At 45.7% G+C, this 18,613-nt stretch carries 22 protein-coding genes; 15 read left to right on the top strand and 7 right to left on the bottom strand.

Going from position 1 to position 18,613, the window contains the following annotated elements; translation table 11 throughout:
- Positions 1–214: 214 nt before the first annotated feature.
- Entirely contained in the window at positions 215–985 is a 771-nt protein-coding gene (locus D5E69_RS09310; RefSeq protein ID WP_048004203.1) for a Cof-type HAD-IIB family hydrolase, read from the top strand.
- Positions 986–1,039: 54 nt separating this feature from the next.
- Here the strand turns inward: D5E69_RS09310 and def are convergent, their stop codons facing one another.
- A complete protein-coding gene (gene def / locus D5E69_RS09315) occupies positions 1,040–1,591 on the bottom strand; it encodes a peptide deformylase (protein WP_048004202.1) in 552 nt (183 codons plus the stop codon).
- A gap of 286 nt (positions 1,592–1,877) precedes the next feature.
- Here def and D5E69_RS09320 point away from each other — a divergent pair, with 286 nt between their 5' ends.
- From D5E69_RS09320 to lpdA, 5 genes are all read left to right on the top strand, one after another.
- Positions 1,878–2,534 carry a YkyA family protein gene (locus D5E69_RS09320; RefSeq protein WP_053072119.1) on the top strand — a complete coding sequence of 219 codons (657 nt, stop codon included), beginning with the start codon at positions 1,878–1,880 and terminating at the stop codon, positions 2,532–2,534.
- 430 nt (positions 2,535–2,964) lie between these two features.
- Positions 2,965–4,080, top strand: a complete 1,116-nt coding sequence (gene pdhA, locus D5E69_RS09325) for a pyruvate dehydrogenase (acetyl-transferring) E1 component subunit alpha (RefSeq protein ID WP_048004200.1) — start codon at positions 2,965–2,967, stop codon at positions 4,078–4,080.
- Between the two features lie 3 nt (positions 4,081–4,083).
- Positions 4,084–5,061, top strand: a complete 978-nt coding sequence (locus tag D5E69_RS09330; RefSeq protein ID WP_048004199.1) for an alpha-ketoacid dehydrogenase subunit beta — start codon at positions 4,084–4,086, stop codon at positions 5,059–5,061.
- 123 nt (positions 5,062–5,184) lie between these two features.
- On the top strand, positions 5,185–6,486 hold the full coding sequence (locus D5E69_RS09335) for a dihydrolipoamide acetyltransferase family protein (protein ID WP_048004198.1): 1,302 nt from the start codon (positions 5,185–5,187) through the stop codon (positions 6,484–6,486).
- A gap of 4 nt (positions 6,487–6,490) precedes the next feature.
- Positions 6,491–7,897 (top strand): dihydrolipoyl dehydrogenase, encoded by a 1,407-nt coding sequence (gene lpdA / locus D5E69_RS09340; protein ID WP_048004197.1) that lies wholly within the window; start codon positions 6,491–6,493, stop codon positions 7,895–7,897.
- Positions 7,898–7,937: 40 nt separating this feature from the next.
- Here lpdA and D5E69_RS09345 read toward each other — a convergent pair whose 3' ends face one another.
- Complete coding sequence (locus tag D5E69_RS09345) at positions 7,938–8,327, bottom strand: hypothetical protein (RefSeq protein ID WP_048004196.1); 390 nt, start codon at positions 8,325–8,327, stop codon at positions 7,938–7,940.
- Between the two features lie 209 nt (positions 8,328–8,536).
- On the opposite strand from D5E69_RS09345, the gene D5E69_RS09350 reads away from it, so the two are divergent.
- The 3 genes from D5E69_RS09350 to D5E69_RS09360 all read left to right on the top strand — a co-directional run bounded on the left by D5E69_RS09350 (position 8,537) and on the right by D5E69_RS09360 (position 10,193).
- On the top strand, positions 8,537–8,785 hold the full coding sequence (locus D5E69_RS09350) for a hypothetical protein (protein WP_048004195.1): 249 nt from the start codon (positions 8,537–8,539) through the stop codon (positions 8,783–8,785).
- A 91-nt stretch (positions 8,786–8,876) separates the two neighbouring features.
- Entirely contained in the window at positions 8,877–9,704 is an 828-nt protein-coding gene (locus D5E69_RS09355) for a polysaccharide deacetylase family protein (protein ID WP_048004194.1), read from the top strand.
- A gap of 369 nt (positions 9,705–10,073) precedes the next feature.
- Complete coding sequence (locus D5E69_RS09360; protein WP_082139217.1) at positions 10,074–10,193, top strand: GapA-binding peptide SR1P; 120 nt, start codon at positions 10,074–10,076, stop codon at positions 10,191–10,193.
- 55 nt (positions 10,194–10,248) lie between these two features.
- Here D5E69_RS09360 and D5E69_RS09365 read toward each other — a convergent pair whose 3' ends face one another.
- A complete protein-coding gene (locus D5E69_RS09365; protein ID WP_159129590.1) occupies positions 10,249–11,718 on the bottom strand; it encodes an aminotransferase class I/II-fold pyridoxal phosphate-dependent enzyme in 1,470 nt (489 codons plus the stop codon).
- Positions 11,719–11,918: 200 nt separating this feature from the next.
- Between D5E69_RS09365 and D5E69_RS09370 the strand changes: the two genes are divergently transcribed.
- Both D5E69_RS09370 and D5E69_RS09375 read left to right on the top strand, forming a co-directional pair.
- Positions 11,919–12,875 carry an NAD(P)H-dependent flavin oxidoreductase gene (locus tag D5E69_RS09370; protein WP_048004192.1) on the top strand — a complete coding sequence of 319 codons (957 nt, stop codon included), beginning with the start codon at positions 11,919–11,921 and terminating at the stop codon, positions 12,873–12,875.
- A 13-nt stretch (positions 12,876–12,888) separates the two neighbouring features.
- Positions 12,889–13,158: a UPF0223 family protein gene (locus tag D5E69_RS09375; RefSeq protein WP_159129591.1), complete on the top strand. Its 270-nt coding sequence runs from the start codon at positions 12,889–12,891 to the stop codon at positions 13,156–13,158.
- A 66-nt stretch (positions 13,159–13,224) separates the two neighbouring features.
- On the opposite strand, the gene D5E69_RS09380 is transcribed toward D5E69_RS09375, so the two are convergent.
- Entirely contained in the window at positions 13,225–13,845 is a 621-nt protein-coding gene (locus D5E69_RS09380; RefSeq protein ID WP_148794952.1) for a YktB family protein, read from the bottom strand.
- Between the two features lie 173 nt (positions 13,846–14,018).
- On the opposite strand from D5E69_RS09380, the gene D5E69_RS09385 reads away from it, so the two are divergent.
- Both D5E69_RS09385 and D5E69_RS09390 read left to right on the top strand, forming a co-directional pair.
- Positions 14,019–14,213: a YkzI domain-containing protein gene (locus D5E69_RS09385; RefSeq protein WP_048004189.1), complete on the top strand. Its 195-nt coding sequence runs from the start codon at positions 14,019–14,021 to the stop codon at positions 14,211–14,213.
- Positions 14,214–14,417: 204 nt separating this feature from the next.
- Entirely contained in the window at positions 14,418–15,209 is a 792-nt protein-coding gene (locus D5E69_RS09390; RefSeq protein WP_048004188.1) for an inositol monophosphatase family protein, read from the top strand.
- A 57-nt stretch (positions 15,210–15,266) separates the two neighbouring features.
- Here D5E69_RS09390 and D5E69_RS09395 read toward each other — a convergent pair whose 3' ends face one another.
- Positions 15,267–15,452, bottom strand: a complete 186-nt coding sequence (locus D5E69_RS09395) for a YlaF family protein (protein WP_048004187.1) — start codon at positions 15,450–15,452, stop codon at positions 15,267–15,269.
- A gap of 203 nt (positions 15,453–15,655) precedes the next feature.
- Between D5E69_RS09395 and typA the strand changes: the two genes are divergently transcribed.
- Together typA and D5E69_RS09405 are read left to right on the top strand one after the other, a co-directional pair.
- Positions 15,656–17,500 (top strand): translational GTPase TypA, encoded by a 1,845-nt coding sequence (gene typA / locus D5E69_RS09400; protein WP_048004186.1) that lies wholly within the window; start codon positions 15,656–15,658, stop codon positions 17,498–17,500.
- 23 nt (positions 17,501–17,523) lie between these two features.
- A complete protein-coding gene (locus D5E69_RS09405) occupies positions 17,524–17,832 on the top strand; it encodes a YlaH-like family protein (protein ID WP_048004185.1) in 309 nt (102 codons plus the stop codon).
- A 74-nt stretch (positions 17,833–17,906) separates the two neighbouring features.
- Here the strand turns inward: D5E69_RS09405 and D5E69_RS09410 are convergent, their stop codons facing one another.
- Both D5E69_RS09410 and D5E69_RS09415 read right to left on the bottom strand, forming a co-directional pair.
- Positions 17,907–18,350 (bottom strand): hypothetical protein, encoded by a 444-nt coding sequence (locus D5E69_RS09410; RefSeq protein ID WP_159129592.1) that lies wholly within the window; start codon positions 18,348–18,350, stop codon positions 17,907–17,909.
- Complete coding sequence (locus D5E69_RS09415; protein WP_053427418.1) at positions 18,350–18,550, bottom strand: YlaI family protein; 201 nt, start codon at positions 18,548–18,550, stop codon at positions 18,350–18,352. The genes D5E69_RS09410 and D5E69_RS09415 overlap by 1 nt, the downstream gene beginning before the upstream one ends.
- Positions 18,551–18,613 lie beyond the last annotated feature (63 nt).

Consider the following 18,613-nt stretch of genomic DNA (forward strand, 5'->3'; position numbering starts at 1 on the left):
CATGGATGATCACTCCTTACCTATATTTTACCGAGAAAAAGGCTTGAAGTAAAGATGCCTTACTTCTATTGTACGGAATTTCTTGATTCTCTTACATGGTTAAATATAGTAAATGAAGCGATTACGGCATCCATTGACAATTCCGAAGCGAAAATGTACCTTTATCAACGTCCTATACTTTTGTCATCCCATTATAAGAAAGAGGAGAGTCATAATGTCGAAGATCGTTTTTTTTGATATAGACGGAACATTGCTTGACCACCATAAAAAACTTCCGCCTTCCACAAAACAGGCCATCAGCCGCCTCAAGGATAACGGGACGTTTGTTGCCATCGCCACGGGGCGTGCACCGTTCATGTATGAACCCTTGAGGGAAGAACTCGGCATTGATTCCTATGTGTCCTTCAACGGACAGTATGTTGTATTCGAGAACAACGTCATCTACACGAATCCACTTGATACCGGGCGCCTTGAAGTCCTACTGAAGGACTCGGAAGCCAAAGGGCATCCTGTCGTCCATCTTGACCATGAAACAATGAAGGCCAATCATGAAAATGATGAGTATATCAATAAAAGCATGGCGAGCCTGAAGTTCACCCACCCTGAATTCCAGCCTGAATTCTATAAGGGGAGGGACATTTACCAATCACTTCTATTCTGTGATGAGGAAGAAGAAGGATTTTACCGCGAGAAGTACCCTGAATTCTCCTTTATCAGATGGCACGAACACTCCATGGACATCCTGCCTGACGGTGGATCAAAGGCAGAGGGCATCAAACGGATGATCGACAAGCTCGGATTCCGGATGGAGGATGTATATGCATTCGGAGACGGATTGAACGATATCGAAATGATCAAAGGCGTCGGAACGGGTGTTGCTATGGGGAATGCCGTAGAAGAGCTGAAACGGCATGCTGATTTCGTGACGGCGGATGTGGCAGATGACGGAATCTCTAAAGCACTGAAAAAACTGGGCTTGATTTAACTGATAGAAAAAAAGGACTTCCCGGAACAACGGGAAGTCCTTTTTTCACGATTATCATCGTTCGATGGGGATGGCGTCGGGAATCGGTTCGAACGGGTTCTCATGATCGATATGGTCATAAAACATCACGCCGTTCAGGTGATCGATCTCATGCTGGAATACGATGGCGGCGAGACCTTTCAGGCGGATTTTGATTTCGTTGCCGTCCACGTCCCAGCCCTTTACCGTGATGCGGGCATACCGCGGAACGAATCCCGGCACATTCCGGTCGACAGACAGGCAGCCTTCACCTGACGTCAGAAAGGCTTTTTCGATAGAATGACTGATGATTTTGGGGTTGAAGAGCGCATAGCTGTATAGGCGCTCACCATCTTTTACGTTCACGGCGATCATCCGTTTCAGGACATTGATCTGTGGAGCTGCCAAGCCGATACCCGGCCTTAATCCGTACTGTGCGGAAAGCTCGGGGTCCTGACTGTTTTTAACATACTCTAGAAGGCTTGAGAGGATTTCTTTATCTTCCTCTGAAGGTGGCAGTTTCACTTCCTGTGCAACCGACGTGAGGGAAGGGTGGCCTTCACGGATGATATCTTTCATTGTGATCATAATGGTTTTATTCCTCCTCGAATGCAACGGTCATCATCTGACGATTACCGTTGCTCCATGTAAATCTGATGCGCGGTATGCGTGCAATAGAATTATTTTAACACTTCATACACAAAAAGTTAACGAATCTAGCAGGAGTCAAGAATACCGGAGCCACGGGGGGCATAGTAATAGAGTACAGGGTTTCCTGTGTATAGACATATTCCGACAGGGGGAACTCCCTATTGTCAAAATCTGCAGACATCGATATAGTAGAAGATGGAAAAAACGTTAGGGGGATCTGATCGTGTCGAAATTCCGTTTTGCAATCGTGACAGGTGCTGTCGCACTTTTATTGATGGGGTGTTCAGGGACATCATCACCGGAAGAAAGTCTTCATGATGTCATGGAAGATACCGTTTCCAAGGAAAAGCCGTATGCTGAAGCCCAAAAGCCGCTACAGGAGCTTGAAAAGAAAGAGCAAAACCTGTATGAGACCATCATGGGACTTGGAATGAAGGAAATGGACAAAATCCAGGAGCTTTCAGATGAAGCGCTGGAGAATGTCGATAAGAGGAAAGAGTATATCCAAAAAGAACAAACGTCCATGGACGAAGCAAAAGAGACGTTCGCAGATGCATCCAAATACATAGAGAAACTTGACGACGCAGATCTTAAGAAACAAGCCCAGTCACTGGAGAAAACGATGAAGGCACGCTATGAGCTCCACGGCAAGCTGACGAAATCCTATCTGAGCGTCCTTGACGGGGATAAGGAACTGTATGAAATGCTGAAAAAAGAAGACCTGACGATGGAACAACTCGAAAAGCAGGTCACATCGATCAATAAGGAGTATGAAAAAGTCTCCAAATTGAATGATGAGTACAATGATAAGACGAAAGAATACAATGAAGCAAAAAAAGACTTATACTCCAACGCGGCATTCGAAGAAATAGATGAATGATGGATGGAAGACGGCCACCTTTGCCGTCTTTTTTTATTTGCCCAAAAGTTACTCTATAACAGATCGGTGAAAACGAAACTATTATATATAACAGGTGGTCAGACTTCAGTAATACAGATGGTCCGTGATGTCAATCTGGGAGTAATCTGAATTTATAAGAGAACTTATAAAATATAGCACTTTGTCGTTGACGTACCGAAAATAGGTATTGTAAACTAATAGAGGTGATTTAATATTGTATTAGTCAGCATCCAGTGTTGAGTAGTACAGATCAACCCGATTTTAAAATTGGGTTTTCTTTCTGAGTATTTGTGGAAAACTAGTAACAGTGTGTCCACGGATATGTGGTAAGTCATACTTGATTTGGGTAATCTAAACTTTGTATGTAAAAAACCAAAATAAATGCATGTAGAAAGGATAGGTGACTTCGATGGCTTCTAAATCAAAGAAGGCACAATTCGACGCAGTGAAAACGCTCGAAGAAGTTGAAAGCAAGTTTGAAATGCTCCAAATTTTGAACGAAGAAGGCGAAGTTGTAAACGAAGACGCAATGCCGGAGATCTCCGACGAAGATCTTCAAGAGCTTATGCGCCGCATGGTTTACACTCGTATTCTTGACCAACGTTCCATCTCCTTGAATCGTCAAGGACGCTTAGGGTTCTACGCTCCGACAGCAGGTCAGGAAGCATCACAGATCGCTTCACACTTTGCACTTGAGAAAGAGGACTGGATCCTTCCAGGATACCGTGATGTTCCTCAAATCATCTGGCACGGCCTTCCACTAACGAAAGCGTTCTTGTTCTCTCGCGGACATTTCGTAGGAAACCAGGCGCCAGAAGGTGTGAACGTCCTATCCCCACAAATCATCATCGGTGCTCAATACATCCAAACAGCTGGTGTGGCACTCGGACTTAAAAAACGCGGCAAAAAAGCTGTTGCCATCACATATACAGGTGACGGCGGTTCATCTCAAGGTGACTTCTACGAAGGCATCAACTTTGCCGGTGCTTATGCTGCGCCTGCAATCTTCGTGGTTCAAAACAACCAATTCGCGATCTCAACTCCTCGCGACAAGCAAACAGCTGGTAAAACAATCGCTCAAAAAGCGGTTGCAGCCGGAATCCCTGGTATCCTTGTAGACGGTATGGATCCACTTGCCGTATTTGCAGCAACTGCGGAAGCTCGTAAGCGTGCAGTTGATGGACAAGGACCTTCACTAATCGAGACACTTTGCTACCGTTATGGTCCACATACAATGGCAGGGGACGATCCGACTCGTTACCGTACTTCTGAAATGGATACTGACTGGGAAAAGAAAGATCCATTGGTACGCTTCCGCAAATTCCTAGAAGCAAAAGGACTTTGGAGCGAAGAAAAAGAAAACGAAGTCATCGAATCTGCTAAGGAAGATATCAAGCAGGCAATCAAAGAAGCTGATGGAACTCCTAAACAAAAAGTGACAGATTTCATCAACAACATGTTCGAAGAGCTTCCTTACAACCTTAAAGAGCAATTAGAAATCTACAAAGAGAAGGAGTCGAAGTAAGCCATGGCGCAAATGACAATGATTCAAGCGATCACTGATGCACTGCGCACAGAACTACGCAACAACGAAGACGTACTGGTTTTTGGTGAAGACGTAGGTCTAAACGGTGGTGTATTCCGTGCAACGGAAGGACTTCAAAAAGAATTCGGTGAAGACCGTGTATTCGATACGCCGCTTGCAGAATCAGGTATCGGCGGACTATCAATCGGTCTAGCATTGGAAGGGTTCCGTCCCGTTCCAGAGATCCAATTCTTCGGTTTTGTATACGAAGTAATGGATTCAATTTCCGGCCAAATGGCTCGTATGCGCTATCGTTCAGGTGGAGCTTATTCTTCACCTATCACGATCCGTTCACCATTCGGTGGTGGGGTTCATACTCCTGAGCTTCACGCGGACAGCCTTGAAGGTCTTGTTGCTCAGCAACCTGGTCTTAAAGTGGTTATCCCATCAACTCCATATGAGGCTAAAGGTCTTTTGATCTCAGCGATCCGTGATAACGATCCTGTCATCTTCCTTGAGCACATGAAACTATACCGTTCATTCCGTGAAGAAGTTCCGGAAGAAGAGTATACGATCGAACTTGGTAAAGCCGCTGTGAAACGTGAAGGTACAGACCTTTCCATCATCACTTACGGTGCAATGGTACATGAGTCATTGAAAGCTGCCGATGAACTTGAAAAAGAAGGCTATTCTGTAGAGGTCATCGACCTTCGTACAGTAAGCCCGCTTGACATCGAGACCATCATGGCATCTGTCGAAAAGACAAATCGTGCGATCGTTGTCCAGGAAGCTCAAAAACAAGCAGGTATCGCTGCTAACGTCGTTGCTGAAATCAATGACCGCGCGATCCTTAGCCTTGAGGCGCCAGTACTTCGCGTAGCGGCACCTGATACTGTATTCTCGTTCTCTCAAGCTGAGACAGTTTGGCTTCCGAATTACAAAGATGTAATCGAAACAGCTAAGAAAGTACTTGAATTCTAATCCTATTCGGATAGAAAAAGAAAATAGAAGGGAAGCAACACCCTTCTATTTTCTACTATATAGAGAAAAAAAGATCCATTACATTCATCTATTCAATCATGATAAAACCAGGAGGTAGGATCCATGGCATTTGAATTCAAATTACCTGATATCGGTGAAGGTATCCATGAAGGTGAAATCGTCAAGTGGTTTGTAAAAGCTGGCGATACAGTAGAAGAGGACGACGTACTATGTGAAGTCCAAAATGATAAAGCTGTTGTAGAAATCCCGTCACCAGTTGCTGGTACGGTTGAAGAAGTTCTTGTTGAAGAAGGAACTGTAGCAGTCGTAGGCGATACATTGATCCGTTTCGACGCACCAGGTTACGAAGACCTTCAATTCAAGGGCAGCGACAGCGATAGCGACAAAAAAGAAGAGCCTAAAGCTGATGCAAAAACAGAAGCTCAGGTTCAAGGTACTGCAGAAGAAGGTCAAGAAGTGAGCAAAGAAGAAGTTGACCCTAACAAACGTGTCATCGCAATGCCTTCTGTACGTAAATATGCTCGTGAAAACGGTGTTGAAATCCGTGAAGTATCCGGTTCAGGTAAAAACGGACGCGTACTTAAAGAAGATATCGATGCATTTGCTAATGGAGGATCTGCTCCACAAGCTACTGAAGCTAAATCTGAGGCACCTGCCAAAGAAGAAAAAGCTCCGGCTCCAGTTAAAGCTCCAGAAGGCGAATACCCAGAGACTCGCGAGAAAATGAGCGGTATGCGTAAAGCCATCGCCAAAGCAATGGTGAACTCTAAACACACAGCTCCTCACGTTACACTGATGGATGAGATCGATGTGACAAAACTTTGGGCTCACCGTAAGAAGTTCAAAGAAGTGGCAGCAGAAAAAGGCGTTAAGCTTACATTCTTGCCGTACATCGTAAAAGCATTGACAAGTGCCCTTCGTGAATATCCGGCTCTTAATACATCAATCGATGACGCTACAAGCGAAATCGTTCAAAAACATTACTACAACATCGGAATTGCAGCTGACACAGACAAAGGCCTTCTTGTACCGGTCGTGAAAAATGCAGACCGTAAGTCTATGTTCTCTATTTCAAATGAAATCAATGAACTAGCTGGTAAAGCCCGTGACGGTAAACTTGCCGGTGACGAAATGAAAGGTGCATCATGCACAATCACCAATATCGGTTCTGCAGGCGGACAATGGTTCACTCCGGTTATCAACCACCCAGAGGTTGCCATCCTTGGTGTCGGCCGTATCGCTGAAAAACCTGTAGTGAAAAATGGTGAAATTGTAGCGGCACCTGTGTTAGCATTATCATTGAGCTTTGACCACCGTATGATCGATGGTGCTACTGCTCAACACGCACTAAACCATATCAAACGTTTGTTGAACGATCCAGAACTATTATTAATGGAGGCGTAATTCAATGGTAGTAGGAGATTTCCCAATCGAAACAGATACTATAGTAGTCGGTGCAGGTCCTGGTGGATATGTAGCTGCCATCCGTGCGGCACAGCTTGGCCAAAAAGTAACAATCGTAGAAAAAGAAAATCTTGGTGGGGTTTGCCTGAACGTTGGATGTATCCCTTCTAAAGCCCTTATCACAGCGGGTCACCGCTTCCACAGTGCCCAGCATTCAGATGACATGGGTATCGTTGCTGAAAACGTAAAAGTGAACTTCGATAAAGTTCAAGAGTGGAAAGCCGGCGTCGTGAAAAAGCTTACCGGTGGTGTTGAAGGCCTTCTTAAAGGAAACAAAGCGGATATCGTCCGCGGCGAAGCGTACCTTGTAGATGCCAACACCCTTCGTGTAATGGATGAAAATTCAGCACAGACGTATACGTTCAAAAACTTGATCTTGGCTACTGGATCTCGTCCAATTGAAATCCCTAGCTTCAAGTTCTCTAAACGTGTAATCGATTCTACTGGAGCGCTAGCTCTTAAAGAAGTGCCGGGCAAATTGGTTGTCATCGGTGGAGGTTACATCGGTACGGAACTTGGTACAGCTTATGCCAACCTTGGTTCTGAAGTAACGATCCTTGAAGGCGCTGACGATATCCTCATGGGCTTCGAAAAGCAAATGACAAGCATCGTGAAAAAAGGTCTCAAGAAAAAAGGCGTAGACGTTGTAACTAAAGCTATGGCTAAAGGCGTTGAAGAAAGTGACAACGGCGTAGTCGTGAAATACGAAGTGAAAGGCGAAGAGAAAACAGTTGAAGCGGATTATGTTCTTGTAACTGTTGGACGCCGCCCTAACACGGACGAAATCGGTCTTGAAGAGCTTGGTGTTGAAATGAGCGACCGCGGTGTCATCAAAGTCGACAAACAATGCCGCACAAACATTTCAAATATCTTTGCAATCGGAGACATCGTAGATGGTCCTCCACTTGCTCACAAAGCTTCATATGAAGGTAAAATTGCTGCAGAAGTCATCTCTGGTGAGCCTGCAGAAGTTGATTATCTTGGTATTCCTGCTGTTTGCTTCACAGATCCTGAACTAGCGACTGTAGGTCACTCTGAAGCTTCTGCAAAAGAAGAAGGAATCGAAGTGGTTGCAGCGAAATTCCCATTCGCAGCAAACGGACGTGCCCTTGCTCTTAACGAAACAGAAGGCTTCATGAAGCTGATCACCCGTAAAGAAGACGGACTCATCATCGGTGCTCAAATCGTTGGTGTCGGTGCTTCTGATATGATCGCTGAACTTGGTCTTGCAATCGAATCCGGCATGACAGCAGAAGACGTTGCCATGACGATCCATGCTCACCCGACTCTTGGTGAGATCTCAATGGAAGCTGCTGAAGTAGCGATGGGAAGCCCAATTCACATCATGTAATACAAAAAAAGATGATCCTCATCCGAGGGTCATCTTTTTTTTAATCATACCAATGGGAGATTGCCTGGGCCACGGGCTTGACAATATTGTTCTTGTTCGTGGATCCTTCAATTTCACAAATGACTTCATTGTCTTCTATGACTAATATGGCTGGGGACTCGGGCGTCTTGTCCAGGATGGGCTGATCCTCAGTGGAACGGGTATTGACGACTTTAAGGTGCTTCAAGCTCTCCGGGTGCTTCGATTTGAGTTCCAGGATGGCATCATAATAAGGAATTTCGCTCGTGAGATTTTCATCATCCGTGAAGAACAGAACCTGCTTCCTGATCATTTCATCAGTTGCCTGGGTCACATTCTGCGAAGAAACCCCACTGCAGGAACTTAAGAGGAGAGCTGTCGATGCGATCAATAGGAAACATATGCGCTTCATACATCTTCCTTCTTTCTATGTAGGATGGTATGGAATGTAAAATAATGACTATTAACACTGTCTTATGGACCATTCTATCATACAAAGATCCTCTATGCGGAAAGTCATGGAAATGTTACAGAATTGAAAAGACAATCATACTGATATTTCTTTGGGCAGAATATAGTATAGAGGTAAGCCTTCATTTTCATGGTAAAGGATGTCGTCGGATGAAAATATATATTGCATTCCTCGTTCAGCTGATGTTATGGAGCGTATTTTATATTGCCGAATGGTTCTCGACAAAGGATCATGTAGAATATAAATGGATCATGTTTGCCCTGTTCTTCTATCTATCCTTCCTTGTGGCCGGGAAGATCGTTCAATCCAGAAAACTGACTCTGTTTATTACTTCATCCAGTCTTTGCTGCTTTTTTGCTTTCAAAGTCCTGTTCGAGGGAGTCCTTCAACTGATCTAGCCGATTGTATCCAGGAAGGATTAGAATATTTTCCAGATGTCACAGTTTATGTTAAAATGTTCAAAGTGACGTTGGAAAGGTGTTTGATCATATGAAGAAATTACTGGTATTCGCAGTTTTCCTGTCTTTGTTCCTTGGTGCCTGCTCGAGCGGCGGAACGGCTTCAAGCAGTACAAAGGAAAAGAAGGAAGAACCAAAGAAAGAAGAGGCAGCTACAAAGGAAGCCACGGATGAAGAAAGCAATGAAGAGAAAGTAGAGGAAGAGGTAGCTCCGGCAGTGGCCGAACCTGAATACGTCGTGAATGAGAACACATGGACGATCGACCCCATCAAGGATGCGAACAAGAAAGTCGCCCTCCTCACATTCGATGATTCTCCGGACGAGCATGCCGTAGAGATCGCTGAAGATTTGAAGGAGATGGATGTGAACGCCATCTTTTTTGTAAACGGACATTTCCTTGAATCAAACGAAGGGAAGGAAAAGTTAAAAAAAATCCACGATATGGGATTTGAGATCGGCAACCATACATATCATCACAGTTCACTGAAGGATCTGACACCTGATGAGCAACGGAAGGAAATCGTAGAGCTGAATGATCTCGTCGAATCGATCATCGGTGAACGCCCTGTCTTCTTCCGTGCACCCTTCGGACAGAATACCGATGAGAGCAGGGAAGTGGTCAAGGAAGAGAAGATGACCCTCATGAATTGGACGTACGGGTATGACTGGGAAAAGCAGTACCAGTCAAAGGCCGCCATCTCGGATATCATGGTCAACAGCCCTTATCTCGGGGACGGAGCAAACCTGTTGATGCATGACCGTACATGGACGGCAGAAGCAGTTCCTGATATCGTGAAAGGTCTTCAGGATAAAGGGTTTGAAATCCTCGATCCTGCAAAGATCAAAACAATCGAATAGGCGTGGCAGCGGAAAGTCCGCATCATTCAGACCTGGAATGATGCGGATTTTTTTGATGAAAGAGGCAGCGTGCAGAGGATCTGTGAACTCATGTGGGTAGCGTCAATCACGGGTCGCCCATGCGCCAGGCGGGATGGCCCGACAGGAAGCTGGTATTCGGATATAAGACCATAGTGGAAACAATATTTTCTGAAAAATAAAGAAATCGCACACATCAAAATGTAATCGCATACATACACTTATTAGTATGGAGGAATGATGGGGTTTCAATGAATAAAGTTATACAATTTAAGGTTGATTTTCTAATTGTGTTATAATATTATAGAGTCAGATAAAACGCTTACACTAAAACAGAAGGGAATGAACGTAATGGGAACAATCGTTTGTCAATCTTGTCTGAACACCATTGAGCATTATGAGGATGAAAAGGTTTCTGTTTTATTCTCTAACTGCTGTACATGTGAACATGATGTAGAAATTGATGATTAATCGATGATATAAAGAAAAGGATGAGGGGCCATTCAGGCTCTTCATCCTTTTTCTGTTAGCGGATCGCCCGATGTTCCTTGATGACGCGAAGATGTCGTAGATCATAATCTTCTGGTCCTTGGACGGGCAGTCCGGCTTCAATATTCGTTTTGATGTATTCGATATTTTCCTTTGTGATGATCTCCCCGGGAATGAAGATCGGAATCCCAGGAGGATACACCATGATGAATTCTGCAATCGTTCTTCCCACCGTTTCGTCAATGGGGATGACTTCGGTTTCTGCATAAAAAGCATCTCTTGGCGTGATGGACAACACGGGGATGTCAGGCAGCATGACCGTGATCGGATCGCGGGCTCCGTCCTGTTTCAACTTTTCCGTCAGTTCCTTGAGCGCGCACACCAAAGTGGAAGCATCTTCTTCAGTATCACCCGGAGTGATGATACAAAGGATGTTATATAGGTCGGATAATTCCACCTCGATATTATGGGACTCCCGTAGCCATTTTTCTGCATCGAATCCGCTGATTCCAAGATCTTTGACGGAGATGATCAGTTTGGTCGGGTCATAATCAAATGTTGCTTTCGTTCCGAGAATTTCTTTTCCTACGCAATATAGTCCTTCAATGCCATTGATTTGGTCACGCATGCGTCCGGCAAGCTCGATGGTCCTGGAGATGAGCTCGTGACCTTCAGTGGCAAGACGCTTCCTCGCCACGTCCAATGAAGCAAGAAGCAGGTAGGACGTAGATGTTGTCGTGAGCATGCTGAGAATGGTCTGGACCCGCTTCGGTGAAACAAGCCCGTTCTTCATATTGAGCACAGAGCTCTGCGTCATGGACCCGCCCAGTTTGTGCACGCTGGTGGCCGCGAGATCTGCGCCAGCCTGCATGGCAGAAAGGGGAAGGTCGTCGTGAAAATGGATATGAACGCCGTGTGCTTCATCTACAAGGACAGGTACATCGTATGAGTGGGCAATCTCCACGATTTTCTTGAGATCTGCCGATATTCCGAAATACGTCGGGTTGATGACGAGTACACCTTTCGCATCGGGGTTCTGTTCAAGGGCGCGGGCAACGGCATCCGTTGTGATCCCGTGGGAAATCCCAAGATTCTCGTCAATATCCGGATGGATGAAGACGGGGGTAGCGCCTGAGAATACGATGGCAGACATGACGGATTTATGAACATTACGCGGAACAATGATTTTATCTCCAGGTCCGCATACACTCATCACCATGGTCATGATGGCGCCACTCGTGCCTTGCACAGAGAAAAATGTATGGTCAGCCCCGAAGGCTTCAGCAGCCAGGTCCTGGGCTTCTTTGATCATTCCCTTCGGCTGGTGCAAGTCATCCAGCGGGGCAATGTTGATCAGGTCGATGGAAAGGGCATTTTCGCCGATGAATTCCTTGAATTCAGGATCCATACCTGCCCCCTTCTTATGTCCGGGGATATGGAATTGTACAGGATTTTTTTTACTATGATTCATCAAGCCGGTAAATAACGGCGTATCATGCTGGGACAATGTAGTAAACACCTCTTTAAAGTCTTCTTGAACTTTTCATTATACTAGAAAACAGACTGTTGCACTAACAAACATATGAATTATAGCATTTCAACCATTCTTTGCATAGTGGTGGGTGGCTTCCATTCTAAATGAGCTGGTTCGGAGGAGGAATTTCACCTCCATTGAAGAATAGGAGAATAAGACAGGAGGAATTGATGATGAAATGGAGTACAAGGGTGACGGAAAAATTAGGGATTACATACCCCATCATTCAAGGGGGACTGGCTCATCTTGCATATGCAGAGCTTGCTGCAGCTGTTTCAAATGCGGGGGGACTTGGACAGGTCACGGCTATGTCGATGGAATCCCCTTTGGAGGTCAAGCGTGAAATCCAAAAGATCAAAACCATGACAGAAAAACCGTTCGGTGTGAATTTTGCCATCGGTCAGCATGGCCGTCCATACAGGGAGTACGTGGAGGCAGCTATTGAAGAAGGGGTTCCGGCGATTTCCGTGACCGGCGGAAATCCAGCGCCGATTTTGCAGATGCTTGAAGGAACGGGGATTATAAAATTGGTGCTTGTGGCTTCCAAACGACAAGCCGTCAAGGCAGAGGAGTTAGGCGCCGATATCGTCATGGTGGTGGGACAAGAGGGAGGAGGACATCTCGGCAAGGAAGATGTGGGGACCTTCGTATTGATTCCTCAAGTGGTTGATGCCGTATCGATTCCGGTTGTGGCGAGCGGAGGGGTCGGTGACGGAAGAGGATTGATGGCCGCCCTTTCCTTTGGTGCCGAAGGGATCGAGATGGGAACAAGATTCATTGCGACGAAAGAATGCGTACATGCGTCCGATGCGTATAAAAGCGCCTTGATTGCAGGGGATGAGAATGGTACAGTGGTGATTAAACGAACTCTCGGGGCCCCTGCAAGGGTCATCTCGAATGACTGGACTTCGGCGATACTGGATCGAGAGGCCCGGAATGCCGGATATGAGGGGCTGAAGGATTACATCAGCGGTGAAGCCAACAGGAAATTTGTCCACGACGGTAAAACAACCGAAGGTTTTGCATGGGCAGGTCAGGTGATGGGGATGATCAAGGATATCCCTACCGTGGATGAATTGATGTCGCGCATGATTCTTGAGGGTGAGAGTATCCGAACTAAATGGTCGTAAGGAGTGTCATAGAATGGAATACCAATATCCCTTTGATATTGATTGGACAACGGAAGAGGTCATCGATGTGATCGCCTTCTTTGAATCGATTGAACAAGCATATGAAAAAAGCATCGATCGTGATGAATTGATGAAGAAATACAAACGTTTTAAGGAAATCGTACCAGGTAAAGCAGATGAAAAACGAATCTGCGGCGAGTTCCAGCAATCGAGCGGTTATTCATCCTATTATGTGATCAAAAAGATGAAAGATCAACCGGAAAGCGGAAGGATCTCGATGTAATAAAAGGCGGCCTGCTGAGAAGCAGACCGCCTTTTATTTGAGCCCATCCCCTTGTGCCAGGCAGGTTTAGCTCATTTTATAAAGGGGTAAAAGTGTTTCAAAGGCGACGGTGATCTTGTCCATCAATTCCTCACCGCTCATCTTTGTCACCGTATCCCTATCCAGATGGAGTCCACAAAGCAATTCAGCTTTTTTGACGGATTGTACCCTTTTGGCAAGTGCCAGAAGATCATCCCTGCTCATGGAGTTGTATGGGGTGGCATCAGGCTTCATATGATCTCCGGACCAGACGAATTCACCCGGGATCATCTCTGGGATCTCATCCACACGCTGTTCGATCTGACGGCCGAAGGCAGCTTTGCCTGGTGCTTCATAGATCATGGCGAACCAGACGAACAGATGGGTGCCCCATAAGCCGATTTGGAAGTGAGGGTGCTTTTTATACCCCCTCTTATCGGATGCAAACGCGACCCATGTATCATTCGGCGGATTGACTGAACGTCTGGCATGCTTTGCAACATGGTAGTGGACTTCATCCCCTGTCATGACGGACAGGGAAGGGGCGAAATGTTGTCCCAGGAAGTCCAGTTTCGGACGTATCTTCTCCACGATTGCTTCCATTCTGGCATCTAGGCCCTCGATCGAGAACACATTAAAATCTTCTTCGGTAAATCCATTGAATTTCATCTAAAACCCTCCTTGTACATGGCTATCGTAGCACAAAGGCATGGGAGGGTGTAGCCGGAATGCTTTGCAGATAGGTAATGGCACATTTTAGTTACAAGATGGAGAATTTCTCATAACATGTAGTAAATATTATCAGAACAATCAGATAAAACTTCCGGAAGGGGTGTAGGAAAATGAAACAGGTAATGAATACGTCTAAAAAAAGGGATGTCCAGCAGCAAAGGCTGAATGTGTTGAGGTTGGAAATGGACTATGAACTTGCCGTCCTTTTTGAAGCCATCCAGTTGAATGATGAACAGCTCCAGAGCAATTCGAAACAAAAATTGATGGGCATCCGTGAAGAATTGATGAAACTGAAGGCTTTATAGAATCACTTTCCTAATGAGGTAAATACTAAAAATGATGATGAATTCAACTTGAAAAGACGGGTCCTGAGGGAATTATTCAGGTCCGTATTTTTATGCCTGGATCATTAGTGCCAAGTGCTGCTGCTTGAAAGAGCCTCATTTTTCCATTACACTTATGAGCTAAAGGAAGTCCACGCTCATCCGATACATAGGAGGATTGCTTGCATGACAAACTGGATTGAACTCGACCAAAACGTGAGAAGCTGGATCAAGGAAGCCGGAGAACGCATCCGTACATCCTTTGATTCAGAGTTAAGCATTAAAACGAAGTCTAATCGTAACGATCTTGTGACCGATATGGATGAGGCAACTGAAAAATATTTCACTGAAGCCATCCGCCATACGTACCCCGATCATCAGATCATGGGCGAGGAAGGCTTTGGAGACGACTTACATACACTTGAAGGAGTCACCTGGATCATTGATCCCATCGACGGAACGATGAATTTCGTCCATCAGCAGCGGAACTTTGCCATTTCCATCGGCATCTATGACGGAGCTGTCGGCAAGCTGGGTTATATATATGATGTCGTCCATGATGAACTTTATTACGCCAGCAAGGGCGAGGGGGCATTCATGAATGAGCAAAGGCTACCGGACCTGGAGGAGGTTCCCGTAGAGGATGCCATTGTCGCCCTCAATGCCCTTTGGGTGACGGATAATAAGCGGATCGACCCTTCAGTCCTCGGCCCACTCGTTCAAAAGGCAAGGGGGATCCGATCTTACGGATCTGCGGCCATTGAAATGGCCTACATCGCTGCAGGAAGGCTCGATGCGTATCTGACCATGAGGCTTGCTCCCTGGGATTTTGCTGCCGGTAAGATCCTGATCGAAGAGGTCGGGGGAATGGTGACCGATCTAGAAGGAAATGAACTGGATCCCCTCAAAAAGAGCTCGGTTTTCGTCGGAAAACCAGGGCTGCACCAAACGATCTTGGATACGTATATCAAAAAATAGGTATAACGAAATAGGTGCCGGATGGAGGTTTTCCTCCAATCGGCACCTTTTCTTTGATTATAGTCTTCCTTCTTCCCGGTAGCGCTTCTTCGTTTTGAAGCCGAAGCCCATGACAACCATGAGTGCGGCGAAACTCCCGACCGCGAGTAAGATGCTTTGCAGGCTTATGGATATGGCGATTCCCATGAGGGAGACGGCCGCTAATAGTGAAAACAGGACAAAGATCCACTTAATATTTCCCATCTAGATACCTCCATTGAATGAATATGCTTGCTATACGTATGATTTTACCCCTGTGGGAAAGAATGTGCAATGTCTGTAGCCTGTAATTGTAAGGGTTTACGAGCGAAATATTTATTAGGGGTTTTATAAACGCTGTGCTATAATGGTCTAGTTGAACAGAAATCAAGTCAGGAATGAAATCCAATATATTCAGGAGTGGAAATATGAACTTAAGAAATGATCTTAGAAATATAGCCATTATTGCTCACGTTGACCACGGTAAAACAACATTGGTCGATGAGCTGTTAAAGCAATCCGGTATCTTCCGTGAAAATGAAACCGTATCGGAACGTGCCATGGATTCCAATGACCTCGAACGCGAACGCGGTATCACGATCCTTGCGAAAAATACTGCGATCCAATATAAAGATACGCGCATCAACATCCTGGACACACCTGGACATGCCGATTTCGGTGGGGAAGTGGAACGGATCATGAAGATGGTCGATGGTGTCCTTCTTGTAGTCGATGCTTATGAAGGATGCATGCCTCAAACACGCTTTGTACTGAAAAAAGCACTCGAGCAAAACCTAACGCCAATCGTAGTCGTGAACAAGATCGATAAAGATTCTGCCCGTCCGGAAGAAGTCATCGATGAAGTACTGGAACTGTTCATCGAGCTTGATGCCAATGACGAGCAGCTTGAATTCCCTGTGATCTATGCGTCTGCCATCAGTGGTACTGCAAGCACAGACCCGGATCCGTCCAAACAAGATGAGAACATGCAGTGCTTGTATGAGTCCATCATTGAAAACATTCCTGCACCGGTTGATAATCGTCAAGATCCACTTCAATTCCAAGTGGCCCTTCTTGATTACAATGACTACGTGGGCCGTATCGGGATCGGACGTGTGTTCCGTGGAACGATGAGAGTTGGACAACAGGTTTCATTGATGAAGCTTGATGGATCCATCAAATCGTTCCGTGTCACGAAGATCTTCGGTTTCCTCGGATTGAAACGGGTTGAAATTCAAGAAGCGAATGCAGGAGACCTGATTGCTGTATCAGGTATGGAAGACATCAACGTAGGGGAAACCGTTTGTCCGGTTGAACATCAAGATCCACTACCTGTCCTCCGTATCGACGAGCCTACCCTTCAAATGACGTTCCTTGTGAACAACAGCCCATTTGCAGGTCGTGAAGGTAAATTCGTCACTGCAAGGAAAATTGAAGAGAGACTTCTATCCCAGCTTCAAACCGATGTCAGTCTTCGTGTAGAGCCAACTGATTCACCGGATGCCTGGACAGTATCAGGTCGTGGGGAGCTTCACCTTTCCATCCTGATCGAGAACATGCGCCGTGAAGGGTATGAGCTTCAAGTGTCAAAACCTGAAGTCATTGTACGTGAAGTGGATGGAGTGAAATGTGAGCCGGTTGAACGCGTTCAAATTGATATTCCTGAAGAGTTCATGGGCGGTGTCATCGAATCACTTGGACAGCGTAAAGGTGAAATGCTCGATATGATCAATAACGGAAACGGTCAGGTTCGCCTTGTATTCATGGTTCCTGCGCGTGGATTGATCGGATATTCGACTGAGTTCATGACACTCACAAGAGGGTATGGTATCATTAACCATACATTCGACAGCTATCAACCGCTTCAACAAGGTCGCGTAGGTGGCAGACGCCAAGGTGTCCTTGTGTCGATGGAAACAGGTAAAACCACTCAATACGGCATCATGCAGGTTGAGGACCGCGGTACCATCTTCGTGGAATCGGGTACAGAAATCTATGCAGGTATGGTCGTCGGTGAAAACACCCGTGAAAATGACATCACAGTAAACATCACGAAAATGAAACAAGCGACGAACGTCCGTTCAGCCACTAAAGATCAAACCGTGACAATCAAGAAAGCACGAATCATGACGCTTGAAGAGTCACTTGAATATCTGAATGATGACGAATACTGCGAAGTGACACCTGAATCCATCCGTCTTCGTAAGAAGATCCTTGATAAGAGCGAGCGTGAAAGAGCTGAGAAAAAGAAAAAAACAGCTGAAAATAAGTAATAAGCGTTAAGGGGGAGTAGGGCATGGATGTAACGGAGAGGTTATCCTTTTTTGCATCCCTGTACCGTGTTGATCAGAATGCGGAATTGGGGATGTGGCTATTGTATCTGACCATCATCGGTCTATCCATCCTTGTGTACAAGCTGGGATTCGCCAAGAAACTTCCGATTGCCAAATCGATTGTGATCTATCTTTTCCTTGTGATGGGATGCACGGTCCTGACGTTCCTCGGGATTTTCCTCCCGGTTGCGGAGGGACTGGTCATCGCTGCACTGATTCTCATCATCTATAAGGTGCGCCTGAACAACGAAAAGAGAAAAGGGAATATCTGACGAAACCGTACCCCATCATCTTGAAGCACTCCCGCACCACCGTCAAAGGGGACGGAAAACCAAAAAGGCAGCAGTCATATAATTGACTGCTGCCTTTTTTTTGTAAACATCTCGTAAAGCATAGGCATGGATACACCGAAAGCAAGGTGACCGATCGTCCATAGGGCGATGGCTGCCATGTCGTCCATAGGAGGAACCTCCTTTAGGGCGAGGTAAGACAAGGGAAAATACAGGAAGATCGTCGGTACTGTCAAGATGAAGGAAAACCACCAACGCCAAGTCTTATTAAGGTTCCATCTGTCCAGCACCCAACCGTAGAGCATCCCGATGATGACGGCGATGATGAGGTGAAACAAAAATTCCATCCATTCAGGCCAAAGGATGCTGCCGAAGAAAGGGAGGAAGTCTACATTCAATAACAATGTATAAACCCCTATATCGGTCATGAACTGAAACGCTTTTAATACAAGACCCAAGAATGTTCCTGCCAACAGCCCGATCAAAGCGCCCTTACCCATTAAAAGTCATCATCCACTTTAGGGGAGCGGTACAGCTTAAAGTTACCGGAAGCTGCGCGTTCTTCGGTTCTTTTTTTGATGCGTTCATTGCATTGATTACACATATATGTGTGAATAGGGCGATTCCTCAGTCGTTTTGCTTGTAGCGAATAATCCTCAATGTTATCAATTACATCGCATAATGCGCATTTAACTCTCATATGTGACACCTCGATTCAATTTCTCATTAGTGATAGTATATCATGAGCAGTCCCGGTCGTCTT

Origin of the sequence: Rossellomorea marisflavi (assembly GCF_009806575.1) — a bacterium.
Classification (GTDB): domain Bacteria; phylum Bacillota; class Bacilli; order Bacillales; family Bacillaceae_B; genus Rossellomorea; species Rossellomorea marisflavi_A.